14 protein-coding genes are annotated in these 13,104 nt (G+C 68.2%); 6 read left to right on the plus strand and 8 right to left on the minus strand.

Annotated features, from left to right (window positions below; genetic code table 11):
- Positions 1-44 precede the first annotated feature (44 nt).
- The 4 genes from gshB to C8P66_RS12580 all read left to right on the plus strand — a co-directional run bounded on the left by gshB (position 45) and on the right by C8P66_RS12580 (position 4,218).
- Positions 45-992, plus strand: coding sequence for a glutathione synthase (gene gshB / locus C8P66_RS12565; protein WP_111398612.1), 948 nt, complete (start codon positions 45-47; stop codon positions 990-992).
- Positions 993-1,269: 277 nt separating this feature from the next.
- Entirely contained in the window at positions 1,270-2,289 is a 1,020-nt protein-coding gene (locus tag C8P66_RS12570) for an extracellular solute-binding protein (RefSeq protein WP_111398613.1), read from the plus strand.
- A 4-nt stretch (positions 2,290-2,293) separates the two neighbouring features.
- The gene (locus C8P66_RS12575; RefSeq protein WP_111398614.1) at positions 2,294-3,466 is read left to right on the plus strand and encodes an ABC transporter permease; all 1,173 of its coding nucleotides are present in this window, start codon (positions 2,294-2,296) and stop codon (positions 3,464-3,466) included.
- Positions 3,463-4,218, plus strand: a complete 756-nt coding sequence (locus C8P66_RS12580) for an ABC transporter permease (RefSeq protein ID WP_111398615.1) — start codon at positions 3,463-3,465, stop codon at positions 4,216-4,218. Before C8P66_RS12575 ends, C8P66_RS12580 begins: the two co-directional genes overlap by 4 nt.
- On the opposite strand, the gene hpxZ is transcribed toward C8P66_RS12580, so the two are convergent.
- Genes hpxZ through C8P66_RS12615 form a run of 7 tightly spaced genes read right to left on the minus strand, consistent with a single transcriptional unit; the run spans position 4,215 to position 9,904 of the window.
- Complete coding sequence (gene hpxZ / locus C8P66_RS12585) at positions 4,215-4,613, minus strand: oxalurate catabolism protein HpxZ (protein ID WP_111398616.1); 399 nt, start codon at positions 4,611-4,613, stop codon at positions 4,215-4,217. The genes C8P66_RS12580 and hpxZ overlap by 4 nt on opposite strands.
- Before the next feature lie 13 nt (positions 4,614-4,626).
- Positions 4,627-5,796, minus strand: a complete 1,170-nt coding sequence (locus C8P66_RS12590) for an amidase (protein WP_111398617.1) — start codon at positions 5,794-5,796, stop codon at positions 4,627-4,629.
- A gap of 35 nt (positions 5,797-5,831) precedes the next feature.
- Positions 5,832-6,143, minus strand: a complete 312-nt coding sequence (locus tag C8P66_RS12595) for an HU family DNA-binding protein (RefSeq protein WP_111398618.1) — start codon at positions 6,141-6,143, stop codon at positions 5,832-5,834.
- Between the two features lie 52 nt (positions 6,144-6,195).
- Positions 6,196-7,215: an isopenicillin N synthase family dioxygenase gene (locus tag C8P66_RS12600; RefSeq protein ID WP_111398619.1), complete on the minus strand. Its 1,020-nt coding sequence runs from the start codon at positions 7,213-7,215 to the stop codon at positions 6,196-6,198.
- Positions 7,216-7,227: 12 nt separating this feature from the next.
- Positions 7,228-8,016: an ABC transporter permease gene (locus C8P66_RS12605; RefSeq protein ID WP_111398620.1), complete on the minus strand. Its 789-nt coding sequence runs from the start codon at positions 8,014-8,016 to the stop codon at positions 7,228-7,230.
- Entirely contained in the window at positions 8,013-8,792 is a 780-nt protein-coding gene (locus C8P66_RS12610; protein ID WP_111398621.1) for an ABC transporter ATP-binding protein, read from the minus strand. The genes C8P66_RS12605 and C8P66_RS12610 overlap by 4 nt, the downstream gene beginning before the upstream one ends.
- A gap of 2 nt (positions 8,793-8,794) precedes the next feature.
- On the minus strand, positions 8,795-9,904 hold the full coding sequence (locus C8P66_RS12615) for an ABC transporter substrate-binding protein (protein WP_111398622.1): 1,110 nt from the start codon (positions 9,902-9,904) through the stop codon (positions 8,795-8,797).
- A 95-nt stretch (positions 9,905-9,999) separates the two neighbouring features.
- Here C8P66_RS12615 and C8P66_RS12620 point away from each other — a divergent pair, with 95 nt between their 5' ends.
- Both C8P66_RS12620 and C8P66_RS12625 read left to right on the plus strand, forming a co-directional pair.
- A complete protein-coding gene (locus tag C8P66_RS12620; protein ID WP_111398623.1) occupies positions 10,000-11,034 on the plus strand; it encodes an adenosine deaminase in 1,035 nt (344 codons plus the stop codon).
- Between the two features lie 58 nt (positions 11,035-11,092).
- Entirely contained in the window at positions 11,093-12,061 is a 969-nt protein-coding gene (locus tag C8P66_RS12625; RefSeq protein ID WP_111398624.1) for a Bug family tripartite tricarboxylate transporter substrate binding protein, read from the plus strand.
- Here the strand turns inward: C8P66_RS12625 and C8P66_RS12630 are convergent.
- Positions 12,058-13,104 carry an NAD/NADP octopine/nopaline dehydrogenase family protein gene (locus C8P66_RS12630; RefSeq protein ID WP_111398625.1) on the minus strand — a complete coding sequence of 349 codons (1,047 nt, stop codon included), beginning with the start codon at positions 13,102-13,104 and terminating at the stop codon, positions 12,058-12,060. The two genes, C8P66_RS12625 and C8P66_RS12630, sit on opposite strands and share 4 nt — an antisense overlap.

Below are 13,104 nucleotides of genomic sequence, written 5' to 3' on the forward strand. Positions count from 1 at the left end.
GCGGGCTCTGCCATCGGTGGCGAAATCATCCGAGGACTGTTGGTATGGCGCGCCCCCTGAAGATCGCGGTGCAGATGGACCCGATGGAAAGCATCGGCATCGACGGCGACAGCACCTTTGTCATGATGCTGGAAGCCCAGGCGCGCGGTCACGCGCTCTGGCACTACCATGTCCGTGACCTGACCTATGCCCATGGCCAGATCCGTGCCCGGGCGCATCCGGTCGAGGTCCGGCGGCAGAAGGGAAACCACTTCACCTTCGGCCCCGTCGAGACGCTGGATCTCTCGACCATGGATGTGGTGCTGATGCGCCAGGATCCGCCCTTCGACATGGCCTATATCACCGCAAGCCATCTGCTGGAGATGATCCATCCCAAGACGCTGGTGGTGAACGACCCTGCCTCGGTCCGCAACGCGCCCGAGAAGCTGTTCGTTCTGAACTACCCGGATCTGATGCCCGACACGCTGGTGACGCTGGACAAGGCTGAGATCGCCGCCTTCCGCCAAAAACACGGCCACATCATCATCAAGCCGCTGTTCGGCAATGGCGGGGCGGGGGTGTTCCATTTGCGGCCGGAGGATTCCAACGTGAATTCGCTGCTCGAACTCTTCGCCGAGCGCACGCGCGAGCCGTTGATGGTGCAGCAATATTTGCCGGCGGTGCGGGAGGGCGACAAGCGCATCATCCTGATCGACGGCGAGCCGCTGGGTGCCATCAACCGGGTGCCGGCGGCCGGCGAATCCCGCAGCAACATGCATGTCGGCGGCCGCCCCGAGCCCACCGTGATGACCGAGCGCGAGCGCGAGATCTGCGCCCGCATCGGCCCCGACCTGAAGAAGGCGGGGATGATCTTCGTCGGCATCGATGTGATCGGCGGCTACCTCACCGAGATCAACGTGACCTCCCCCACCGGGCTGCAGGAGGTCGCGCGCTTCGATGGCGTGCATCTTGAGGCGGCGATCTGGGACGCCATCGAGTCCCGGCGGACATGAGCCTTCCGGCCAGCCTGGCGGCCAATCCGCGGCTCTCCGCCTGGCCTATCCGATCCTGCGCTTTTCCGAGGTGCCGGTGGTCGGGGTCCGCCTGATCCGGCGCCCCGACCAGCCCTTCCAGGGCACGGGCGAACCGGGTTTCGCCCCAACCGTCGCGGCGCTGGCCGCTGCCATCCATGACGCTGGGCCTGCGCCCCCGCGCCATCCCTTCACGCCCGAGACCCTGTTGGGCTGAGGCCCCGGCTGGTAGCATGCCGGCCGTGGCACGGAGGCTGGCATGAGGCGATTGGGCTTGGCGGCGGTGATGATCGCCTTGGCATTTGGGGCCTCGGCGCGGGATCTGACCGTGGTCGCCGGCGGCGGCCCCTTGCAGGATCACATGCGGCGGACCCTGTTCCAGCCCTTCGCCGCGGCCAATGGCATCGCGGTCGCCGACACCGCCTATGACTACAATGTCGGGCCGATCCGGGCGATGGTGCGTGCCGGCAACGTGACCTGGGATGTGGTGCTGGTGGAGGCGCCGGATCTCGTCCAGGGCTGCGACGATGGCATGTTCGAGCGCATCGACTGGTCGGTCGTGGATCGCCAAAAATTCCTGCCGGGCGGCACCAGCGAATGCGGTGCGGGCGCGATCGGTTGGGGCGTCTCGGTCTTCTATGACAACCACCGGCATGCGAACGGTCCCGCGAGCTTCGCCGAGTTCTGGGATGTGGCGCGCTTTCCCGGCCGTCGCGCGATGCGGCGCGGGGCGCGCATGACCATGGAAATCGCTTTGCTCTCCGATGGCGTCGCCATGGCTGATGTCTATCCGCTGCTGGCGACGCCCGAGGGGCAGCGCCGTGCCTTCGCCCGGCTGGACCAGCTTCGCCCCTCGCTGATGTTCTGGAGCGGCGGGCAGCAGCCGATCGAACTGATCAATGCCGGCGAGGTGGATTACGCCTTCGGCTTCGTCGGCCGGACCGCCAATGCCATCCGCGCCGGGGCGCCGCTGGCGCTGCGATGGGAGACCTTGCTCTACACCTATGATTTCTGGGCGGTGGTGCGTGGCTCCGAACACACCGCGATGGCGATGCGGCTGATCGAAAGCCTGACCGATGAGGCGCCCTTGCTCGCCCTGTCGGCGGCCTGGCCGGTCAATCCCGTCACCGCCTCGGTCGCGCGGAACCCGGCGTTGCTGGCGGCCAATCCGCTGATGATGAGCAACCATGTCGATGGCGCCTTGCGGATGGATACCGAGTTCTGGCTGGAGCACGGCTCGGACCTCGAGCAGCGCTTCACCGCCTGGCTGAACCGCTAGGCCCTTGGCACGGCGGCACAACCGCCTCGCGGCGCTGCTGCTGGCGCCATTGTTGCTGCTGCTATGCGGAAGCTTCTTTATTCCGGTCGCGCGGATTCTGGTCACCGCCGTGGCCGATCCCGAATTATCCGAGGCGCTGCCGCGAACCGCGGCGCTGCTGCGCGGCTGGGACGGGCAGGGGCCGCCGCCCGAACCGGTCTTTGTCGCCATCGGCGAGGAATTGGCGGCGGCGCTGCGCGACCGCCGGATCGGCCGGGTCGCGCAGCGGCTGAATTTCGAACAAAGCGGGATGCGAAGCCTGCTGCTGCGGACGGCGCGGGCGGGGGTGACCTCGCGGGCGGCGCTGGTCGCGCTGGATGCGCGATGGGGGGCGCCCGAGACCTGGACACTGCTGCGGGGCGCGGCCGGGCCGGCAACAGGGCTCTATCTGCTGCGCGCCCTCGATCTTGTGCGGTCGCCGGATGGTGCGATCCAGCCCGTGCCCAAGGACGACGCGCTGTATCGGACGCTGTTCCTGCGCACGCTCTGGATTGCCCTGGTGGTGACGGCGATTTGCGTCGTGCTCGCCTATCCCGTCGCGGCGGTGCTGGCGGGCTTGCCGCCGCGCTGGTCGCGGATCGGAATGCTGCTGGTTCTGGTGCCGTTCTGGACCTCGGTCCTGGTCCGCACGACGGCATGGTTCGTGTTGCTGCAACGGGAAGGACCGTTGAATGCCGCGCTGGTGGCGCTCGGGCTGGTCGACCAGCCGGTGCAGCTGATCGGCACGCGCTTCGCCGTGGTGCTGGCGATGGTGCATGTGCTGCTGCCCTTCGCGATCCTGCCCGCCTATAGCGTGATGAAGCGCATCGATCCGGCGCTGATGCGGGCGGCCGCCTCGCTCGGCGCGCCGGGCTGGTGGCGGTTCCTGGCGATCCATCTGCCGCTGAGCCTGCCCGGCGTCGCGGCGGGGGCGGCCTTCGTCTTCCTGCTCTCGGCTGGGTATTTCATCACCCCGGCCCTGCTCGGCGGGCCGCAGGACCAGATGGTCGCCTCCTTCATCGCCTTCTTCATGAACCAGACGGTGAATTGGGGCATGGCCTCGGCGCTCGCCTGCCTGCTTCTGGCGATGGCCGGTGCCGTGCTGGCGCTGGCGCGCGGGCTGTTGCCGGGTGTTTTGTCGGGGCGGTTTCGCGCATGAGGCGCATCTTCGCCTGGGCGGTGTTGCTGTTCCTGATGGCGCCGATGCTGGCGGTGGTGCCGCTGTCGTTTTCGGGCAGCGAGGTTCTGCGCTTTCCGCCCGAAGGCTTTTCCTGGCGCTGGTATGTGGCCTTCTTCGCCTCCGACCGCTGGCTGCTGGCCAGTCGCAACAGCCTGATCGTCGCGAGCGCGGTCGCGGTGGTCGCGACGCTGCTCGGCACGCTTGCGGCGCTGGGGCTGCATCTTGCGCGGTTCCGTGGCCGAGGGCTGATCCTGGCGCTTCTGGCCATGCCGATCGTAACCCCGTCGATCGTGACGGCGGCGGCGGTGTTCTTCGCGTTTTCGGTGGTGGGGCTGACGGGATCGCTGGTGGGACTCGTGCTGGCGCATACGGTGATCGCCGTGCCCTTCGTCGTCATCGCTGTGCTGGCCTCGGTGCAGGGCTTCGATCCGGTGCTGCTGCGGGCGGCGGCGGGGCTTGGGGCCTCACCCGCGGCCGCGTTCCGCCGCGTGATGCTGCCGCTGATCGCACCGGGGGTGGCGACGGGGGCGGTCTTCGCCTTCGCCACTTCCTTCGACGAATTCATCATCACTCTGTTCATCGCGGGGCCGGGGCAATTCACGCTGCCAAGGCAGATGTATGCGAGCGTGCGCGAATTCCTCGACCCCACGATCTGCGCCGCGGCGGTGCTGCTGTTCCTGTGCTCGCTGGTATTGCTGCTGCTGTCGGAGGCCGCGCGGGGGCGGCGTTAGACGCCGAGCAGGCTCACATGCGCGGCGACGACCTTCCAGCCTTCCGGCATGCGCGCCCAGGTCTGGCTTTGCCGCCCGCGCTGGCCGCTGGCCAGGATCGCATATTCCGTGTTGGCGACGGCGAAGTCGCGGCCGAAGCTGGTGATGCGGGTGTTTTCCAGCCGGCGCGCCCGCGCCTGGTGCTGCGCCGGGGTGCGGGCGGCGCGGAACCCCGAGATTTCGGCGTAGCCGTAAAGATTCTCGGTCACGCCGTAACGCAGCGTCTGCGCGCTGTCCCAGAAACTGTCGTTCAGCACCGGCACGTCGTTCTCGACCAGGCCGCGATCGTAGCGTTCGAAGGCGGCGCGGACCTCGGCCACCACCTCGGGGATATTGATCTCGGGCGCATTGGTCATCGGATCGGTCCTGTCACTGCAAGGCTTGGGCGATGGCCGCCAGCCGCGCATCGCTGCCGCGCCAGCCGATGATCGAAAGCCCTACCGGCTTTCCCGCGACCATGCCCAAAGGCAGGCTCAACTGCGGCAGCCCGGCGAGGCCCGCGAAGGAGGTCAGCACCCCGATCCGCCCGGCCAGCCGATCCAGCTCCGCCAATGGCAGCCCGACCGGGGGGGCGGTGAAGGGCGTCGTCGGCATGCAGAGGATGGCGCCATCCTCCAGCAGCACCCGCGCACGCTCCACGGCACGGCGCCGGACGACGCAGGCAAGCTCGATCTGTTCGGCGGTGATCATCGAGGCCACCGCGAGGTTGCGCGCCACGCTGTAGCCGAAGCGCGGGTTCACCGCGTCGATCCAATCCTTGAAGGTCGCCCAGGCCTCGGCACGCTGCACGATATTGCGCTGTGTGCCCCAGATCTCCAGCTCGCCCGGTTCGGCGAGGCTGATCGTGGTGGCGCCGCCGAACAGGGCGCCAAGGCGCGAGACGGCCGGCGCCAGCGCCTCGGCCACCGCGGCATCGGCCAGGGCGAAGGCGTCCTCGGCGGCCAGAACGCGGGAGGCGGTTGCCTGGGGCAGGGTTTCGCCCAGCAGCACTTCGGCGGCACGGCCGAAGGTCTTGGCGTCGCGGGCGAACCAGCCGACGGTGTCGAAACTCGGCGCCTGACGGCACACGCCCTCCAGCGACACGCGCCCGAGGCTCGGCCGCAGCCCATATAATCCGCACAGGCTGGCCGGCACCCGCACCGAGCCGCCCGAATCGGTGCCCAGCGCCAGATCGCAAAGCCCCGCCGCGACGGCCGAGGCCGAACCGCTGGAGGAGCCGCCAGGCAGGCAGCCGGGGGCGGCCGGATTCGGCGGCGTCCCATGGAAGGGGTTGAAGCCGAGGATGCCGAGCGAGATTTCGCAGGTGATGGTCTTGCCGGCGAGGTTGGCGCCGGCGGCCAGCAGACGCTCGACAGCCCAGGCATGGGCCTGCGGCACCGGATGGGTTGCGGCCCAATCGGGGTTGCCGCCGCCGGTGCGATGACCGGCCACGTCGAACAGGTCCTTGGCGGCGAAGCTCAGGCCGGCAAGTGGCCCACCGGGCGCCCCGGGCAGAAAGGCCCGGGGGCCTGGCAGAAAGGCGTCGGCGGCGAATTCCATCGGGTTCTCCTTGGAAGACGCCGCCTATCGGCGCCTCAGGCCTTCTTTGCCTTACGCTTGGCGCGCTTCACGCCGGCGAGGACGGCTTCCTTCAGCGACGGGCTGGCCTTGAAACGCACGGTGGCGCCGGCCTTGACCGCGACCTTCTCGCCCGTGCGCGGGTTCAGCGCGGAACGCTTGGAGGTCTCGCGCACGATGAAGGCGCCGAAATCGGGGATGGTGAATCGGCCGTTCTCGATGATCTGCCCCTTGATGGCGGCAATGATATCGGCGGCAAGGCGACCGGCGGATGCAGTCTGCATCTCCGTCGAGGTGACGATGACGTCGGTCAGAAACTTCTTCGACACGCGGGGTGCTCCTGGTTTGGGGGATGCTCCTTAGCGCCTGTCGCAGAAAATGTCAGTGCTGCTTTGCAATTGCGGCTTCCGCCTCCAATTCCGCAACGGGGCGCCCGAACTTCTGAACGGCCCGGAATCGGCTGACCAGGTAATCGCCGGATTTGATCGGTTCGTACCGGGCGGGATGCTCGGGCGAGAGGCATTGTGGCAAAGCCCGGACCGGAGCGTCATAGTCCAGATTGAAGAAAGTCGGTATGGAGTAACGCTCTTTGCCGGATCGGTTCACAACCCGGTGCATATTCGAAATGTAAAGATCGTTGGTCCAAACCTTGAACATGTCGCCGAGGTTGACGACGAAGGTGCCCTCGACGAAGGGCGCGCGGACCCATTCGCCATCGCGCTTGCGCAGTTCCAGGCCGCCGATCGGGTCCTGTGTCAACAAAGTGATCATCCCGTAATCCGAATGCGGGGCGACTCCGAAGGCGCTGGCATCGGTCACCGGCGGCGACGGCGGATAGTGGAACAGCCGAGTCTGGACCATCGGCTTCTTGGTGTATTGCAGGAAAAAATCCTGTGGCAGGTCGAGGCTGGTGGCGAAAACCCGCAGAAGCCGTTTGCCGAGCGCCATGGTCTCGTTGAAATAGGCCTCGGCCGCCTCACGCAGCCAGGGGTGCTCCTCAGGCCAACGGTTGGGCCCGTGCAGCGGCAGGCCGGCCACGACCGAAGGGTCGTCCAGCGGCAGGTCCAGCGCGAACTCGTAACTTTCCTTGATATCCGGGGCGAAGCCGGGATGCTGGTTGATCCCCTGCGGCATGAAGCCGCGGCGGAAGCGGTCGTCGATCTTCAGCCGCATCCGCTCCTCGAGCGGCAGGTCGAAGTAGCGCCGGGTCGCGTCGAAGACGGCATCGACCACGGCCTGCGGCACGCCGTGGTTGCGGATGTAGAAGAAACCGATAGTCTCGCAGGCGTGGCGCAATTGCCGCGCCAGGGCGTCAATGGACCCGCCCGTATTCAGCGGGGTCAGGTCCAGGATCGGCATTTCCTCGGCCGTCGCGGCGCGCGGCATGGTGTCGTTGCTCATGCTCGTCTCTCCTCAGGCACCGATGACGCGGTCATGGCCGCTGTCCATCCAGAAAACCACGCGACGCTGGATTGCCATCACCGCCAGATGCAGCCCGATCCCCATCAAGGACAATATGATGAGGATGGCGAAGACGCCGGCCATGTCCAGATTGAAGTTCCGCTGCAGGATCAGATAGCCGAGCCCGGCCTGCGAGCCCACGAACTCCCCGACGATCGCCCCGATCACCGACAGCACGATCGCCACATCCAGCCCCACGAAGACATAGGGCAGCGCCTGGGGCAGACGTGCCATGCGAAAAATCTGCCAGCGGGTGGCGGTGAAGGCGACCATCAACTCCACCTGGTCACGCGGCACCGCGCGGAGGCCGACGATGGAATTGGCCAGCACCGGGAAGAAGGCGATGGTCGCGGTGATGATCACCTTGGACGACATGCCATAGCCGAACCAGATCACGATGATCGGCGCGATGGCGACTTTTGGCAGGGTCTGAAAGGCGACGATATAGGGATAGACCGTTCGTTCCAGCAACGGAAACAGCCCGACCAGCACGCCGATGACGAAACCTGAGCCGGCGCCGAACACGAAGCCGAGCATGACCTCGGCGAAGGTCACCCAGAAATGCGTGACGAACTCCCCGCTGGCGAGACCCGTCCACATCGCCTGCGCGACCGCCGAGGGCGCCGGAACCACGATGGCGGGAATGGCGAACAGGCGGACCGCGCCCTCCCACCCGCCGACGAAGGCAATGAACAGCAGGATCGCCAGCGGCACTTCCGGCTTCGCCCAGAGCCGCTTCATGCGTCCAGCGCCCCGAGCGACTGGAAATGCGCCCGGATCGCCGCGACATGCGCCCCGAAGCGCGGCGTCACCATCATGCCGAGGTCACGTGGCCGGGGCAGGTCCACATCGATGATCTCACTGATCCGGCCCGGGCGCGGCGACATCACCACCACCTTGTCGGCCAGGAACACCGCCTCGGGGATGCTGTGGGTGACGAGCATCACGGTCTTGCGGCTTTCCTCCCAGATGCGGAGGAGTTCGAGGTTCATCGACTCCCGCGTCATCGCATCCAGCGCCCCGAACGGCTCGTCCATCAACAGCAGGTCCGGGTCATGCACCAGCGCGCGGGTGATGCCGACCCGCTGTTGCATGCCGCCGGACAGTTCGGAGGGATATTTGTTCTCGAAGCCCGCGAGCCCGACCAGTTTCAGCAGCGCCCGCGCCCGGCCCTCATGATCGGCGCGCTTCAGCCGCTGGATGTCGATCGGCAGCAGCACATTCTGCAACACGTTGCGCCAGGGCAGCAGCACAGGCGCCTGGAACACCACGCCGACATTGCGCGAGGGGCCATCGATCGGCCGCCCCGCCAGCGACACCTCGCCCGAGCTGCGGGCCAGGATGCCGGCCAGGATCTTCAACAATGTGCTCTTGCCGCAGCCGCTGGGGCCGACGACGGTGACGAAGGCGCCGGGCGCGATATCAAGAGATACATCGCGTAAGGCCACCACATCCTCACCCGTCTGGGTGCGATAGATCTTGTTCAGCGCGCGCGTCGAAATAAGGGGCTGGGGCATGATCAGCCGATGGTGCAGGCCTGGGCCTGGGCGCGCACGGCGGCCGCGTCGAAGTCGTTGATCTTTTCGTAGAAGTTCGGAATGCCGATCATGAAGGTCGCCGGGTCCACGGCCCGCTGGATCAACCCGGCCTCCAGCATGAAGGACTGGATGCGGCCATAGGCCTCCGGCGTCGCACGGCCCCAGAGCTTGCCGCCATTCATCGCCTGCGCGGCCCGCATCGAGGCGAGCTGGGCTTCCAGGTTGTTCAGATCCCAGCGCGCCAGGGTCGCGTCATCCGCGCCGGTCGGCTTGGTCGTGGGGAAGCGCGCCCAATGCAACCGGCGCTGGCAATCGGGGCTGGCCATCACGAATTCCGTGGCCTTGGCGCAGCCGCGGGCGATCGCCTCGACCATCGCGGGTTCGCCCTTGGCCGTCGCCTCCATCGTGGAGAAGGTGAAATCCGGGAAGCTCGCCCAGGCGTCGTCGCGGATATAGCGCAGCTTCAGCCCGGCATTCTCGAATCCCGCCTGCGCCGATGCCCAGAAAAGCAGCGCCTGCACGCGGTTTGACCGCAGCGCCTCGATCGGCGGCGCGCCGAGGCCGACGGGGATGATGCGGATATCGCTGTCGGGGTTGATGCCACTGGCGCGCAGATAGGCGCGCATGAAGGCGATCCCGCCGGTCGCCAGGCTGAACACGCCGATGGTCTTGCCGCGCAGATCCTGCACGCTCTTGATCGGCCCATCCTCCAGCACCGACATCGACCAGTCGATCACGCCATTGTTCATGACGACGCGGACCGGGATGTTGTTCTGCACATTGGCCTGCACGACGACCGAGGAGTTGAGCTGGGCGAAGGCCACATTGCCCGCCACCATCTGTTGCAGCGCCTGCAACGAGGCCCCGACCGGCAGCACCTCCACCTCATAGCCATCCTCGCGCCAGTAGTTCAGCGCCAGCGGCAGGGTCAGCCAGGGGTAGGCGAGGTTCAGGTTGGTGGTGCCGACGCCGATGGCGACGCGACGCAGCCCGCCTTGGGCATGGGCGCCGCGGGTGGTGGCGGCCAGGCCGAACAGCGCCGGCAAGGCCAGCGCCCGGCGCCGGGTGAGATCATCGCGAATGGGGCTCATGGGGTTTCTCTCCGGCCGGCCGGGTTGTCGTCTGGGGGGCTTGCGGTCCAATGAGGACCAGCACCTTTCATGCCAGTCAGAGGTTACCCCCGGTCATGACCGAACTGCTCCACACGCTGATCGCCGGAATGCCCAAGGCGGAGTTGCACATGCATCTCGAAGGCTCGCTGGAGCCGGAGATGATGTTCCGTCTGGCGAAGCGGAACGGGATCGACCTCGGCTTCGCCTCCGAGGATGCGCTGCGCCAAGCCTATGACTTCCAGAACCTGCAAAGCTTCCTCGACCTCTACTACGCCGGGCTGCGCGTGCTGCTGACGCGGCAGGATTTCCTCGACATGACCACGGCCTATCTCGACCGGGTGCGGCAGGACAATGTCGTGCATGCCGAGGTGCTGCTCTCGCCGCAGGGCCATACCCGCCGCGGCGTCGATTTCGCCGAGATGTTTTGCGGCGTGCGCGATGCGCTGCGGGAGGGGGCGGTGCGGCATGGGATGACCACCGGCCTCATCATCGGCTTCCAGCGGCATCTGACGGAGGAGAGCGCCTTTGAGACGCTGCGCCAGTCCGAACCCTATGCGGCAGACATCCTCGCCTTCGGCCTCGGCGGCGCCGAGCTGGGCAATCCCCCGGAAAAATTCGCGCGCGTCTTCGCCGAATGCCGCGCCCGGGGCTTCCGCACCGTGGCCCATGCCGGCGAGGAAGGCCCCCCGGACTACGTTCGCGACAGCATCGACCTGCTGGGCGTGGACCGCATCGACCATGGCGTGCGGGCCGCCGAGGACCCGGCGCTGGTCGCGCGCCTCGCGCAGTTGCGGGTGCCGTTGACGGTCTGCCCGCAGTCCAATGTGAAGCTGCGCGTCTATGACACCATGGCCGAGCACAGCCTCGCGGCGCTGCTGCGCGCGGGGGTGATGGTGACGATCAACTCCGACGATCCGCCCTATTTCGGCGGCTATATCACCGACAATTTCCTCGACGCCCAGGCGGCCCTCAACCTGACCGAGGCCGAGATCTATCGCATCGCCCGCAATGGCTTCGAGGCAGCCTTCATCGACGTGGCGCATCGCGACCGGCTGGTGGCGGGGCTCGACGCCTTCTGGATACGCGAGGCGGGCGCGCTGCCGGCATGACCCATGTTGCAACAGCGCTGAGGCGTGACCAGACTGCGCAACGATCAAGGATGACCCGATGCGCCGTCGCACCCTCCTCGCCAGCCTGACGCCCCTGCTTCTGGCCGCACCCGCGCGGGCGCAGGCGCCCTGGTCGCCCGACCGGGCGATCCGGCTGGTGGTGCCCTTCGCCCCCGGCGGATCGCAGGATGTGCTGGGGCGTTTGCTGGCGCAGGCGGCGGGGCCGTTGCTGGGGCAGCAGGTGCTGGTCGAGAACCGCGCCGGCGCCGGCGGCGTGGTGGGCGCCGATGCGGTGGCCCGTGCCGCGCCCGATGGGTACACCCTGCTGCTGTCCACGGCGGGCCAGTTGACCATTGCCAAGGCGATCGGGCGGCGGCTGACCTATGACCCGCTCACCGATTTCACGCCGGTGCTCTACATCTCCGACAGCCCGGCCGCGCTGATCGCCGCCCCCAGCCTGCCGGTCGATGACCTGGCCGGGCTGTTGCGCCTGGCCAAGGAGGCACCGCAGCCGCTGCCCTATGCCTCCACCGGGGTCGGCACCAACACGCATCTGGTGATGGAGGACCTCAAGGCGCGGCTCGGGCTGAACATCGAGCATGTGCCCTATCGCGGGGCGGCCGGGGCCTTCACCGATCTGGCGGCCGGGCGGATCGCGATGATGTTCGTCTCGGTGCCCTCGGTGCTCGCCGCCTCGGGCGGGCTGTTCAAGGTCCTCGGCGTCACCTCCCGCACGCGCTTCCCGGCCATCCCCGATGTGCCGACCCTGATCGAGGGCGGCGTGCCGGATTTCGAGGCCAGCATCTGGACCGGCCTCTCCGCCCCGGCCGGGACGCCGCCCGAAATCGTCAAGCGGCTGGCCGATGCCTTCGGCCAGGCCGTGGCCTCGGATTCGGTGAAGGCGCGGCTGGCCGGGCTGGGTGCCACGCCGAACGGCGCCGATGGCGCGGCCTTCGGGGCGATGCTTCGGGCGGATCTGGAACGCTGGACGCGGGTCGCGGCCCCCCTGGACATCAAGCTGGATTAATCCCGGCCGATGCCGTGCTCCAGTGCTGCATCCAGCCGCGCCGGGTCCAGCGCATGCAGCAGGGGGTTGGTGCGGAGGTCGCGGCCCCATAGCGCCTCCAGGCTCGTGACCACCGCCTCCGTCACCGGCATCGCGACGCCGCGCGCGGCGGCCAGCCACAGGTAGAAGGCGAGGCCATAGGGCACGTCCTCGGTGACGTAGCGGGTGTCCATCGCGGCCGGTCCCAGCACGGCCCCGCGCGAGACCGCGATGGCCGCGGCCATGTCCTGCAGGCGCCCGAGCGGGACGCCGTTCGCGCGATGCAGAGACTCCTCCAGCCCCAGTACCGCCATGCCGAAGGATGTGGCGAGCACGTCGCGCTCGGCGGCCATGGCCTCCATCAGCCGGCAGGCGGCCGGCGTCATCATGGCGTATTGCGGCCAGGCCTCGGCGCATTCGATGCGGGTCGTGTTGGTCAGCGCCAGCACCGCATGGATGATCGGATTGGCATTGCCGAGGCCCGCCTGCAGCACATTCGGCCCGGCCGGCGAGGCATGGCCGAACAGCGCGGTGGCCAGCGCGCCCATCTCCATCGCCGCCCGCGCCGGCACCGCCGCCATATCCACCGCCGCCCGGATGGCCGCGACCCGGACGCGATCGGGGGCCAGGCGCCGTGCGGTGACCGGCGTCGTGGACATCGCCCCGATCGGCGGCCGGCCCCGCCCCGGGAGCATCGCATCCAGGGCGAGGGGGGCGAGGCTCGCCGCCGGCGTGATCAGCAAGGGCAGGCGCAGCACCTCGGCGATCCGCGGCAGCAGCGCCGGATAGGCATAGGCCGGCACCGCCAGCAGCGCCGCATCCGCGCCCGCCAAGGCATCCGCCAGATCCCAGGCGACGCGCAGCGCGAACCAGCCCTCGACGGCGCCCTCTGCGGTGACGCCGCCCTCGATCCCCGCCGTCCCGGCGCCGGAGGGCGACCACAGCACCACCGCATGCCCGCGTGAGGCCGCCAACACCGCCGCCGCCGGGCCGATGGCCCCGGCCCCAAGCACAGCCAGCCGCAT

Origin of the sequence: Humitalea rosea, from assembly GCF_003253705.1 — a bacterium.
In the GTDB taxonomy this organism is placed as follows: domain Bacteria; phylum Pseudomonadota; class Alphaproteobacteria; order Acetobacterales; family Acetobacteraceae; genus Humitalea; species Humitalea rosea.

Bases quoted from the DNA above. Each gene is read 5' to 3' on its own strand.
- gshB (WP_111398612.1), top strand. From the start codon at position 45: ATGGCGCGCCCCCTGAAGATCGCGGTGCAGATGGACCCGATGGAAAGC.
- C8P66_RS12625 (WP_111398624.1), top strand. From the start codon at position 11,093: ATGCGCCGTCGCACCCTCCTCGCCAGCCTGACGCCCCTGCTTCTGGCC.
- C8P66_RS12605 (WP_111398620.1), bottom strand. From the start codon at position 8,016: ATGAAGCGGCTCTGGGCGAAGCCGGAAGTGCCGCTGGCGATCCTGCTG.
- C8P66_RS12630 (WP_111398625.1), bottom strand. From the start codon at position 13,104: ATGCGGCTGGCTGTGCTTGGGGCCGGGGCCATCGGCCCGGCGGCGGCG.
- hpxZ (WP_111398616.1), bottom strand. From the start codon at position 4,613: ATGACCAATGCGCCCGAGATCAATATCCCCGAGGTGGTGGCCGAGGTC.
- C8P66_RS12590 (WP_111398617.1), bottom strand. From the start codon at position 5,796: ATGGAATTCGCCGCCGACGCCTTTCTGCCAGGCCCCCGGGCCTTTCTG.
- C8P66_RS12600 (WP_111398619.1), bottom strand. From the start codon at position 7,215: ATGAGCAACGACACCATGCCGCGCGCCGCGACGGCCGAGGAAATGCCG.
- C8P66_RS12620 (WP_111398623.1), top strand. From the start codon at position 10,000: ATGACCGAACTGCTCCACACGCTGATCGCCGGAATGCCCAAGGCGGAG.
- C8P66_RS12615 (WP_111398622.1), bottom strand. From the start codon at position 9,904: ATGAGCCCCATTCGCGATGATCTCACCCGGCGCCGGGCGCTGGCCTTG.
- C8P66_RS12580 (WP_111398615.1), top strand. From the start codon at position 3,463: ATGAGGCGCATCTTCGCCTGGGCGGTGTTGCTGTTCCTGATGGCGCCG.
- C8P66_RS12610 (WP_111398621.1), bottom strand. From the start codon at position 8,792: ATGCCCCAGCCCCTTATTTCGACGCGCGCGCTGAACAAGATCTATCGC.
- C8P66_RS12570 (WP_111398613.1), top strand. From the start codon at position 1,270: ATGAGGCGATTGGGCTTGGCGGCGGTGATGATCGCCTTGGCATTTGGG.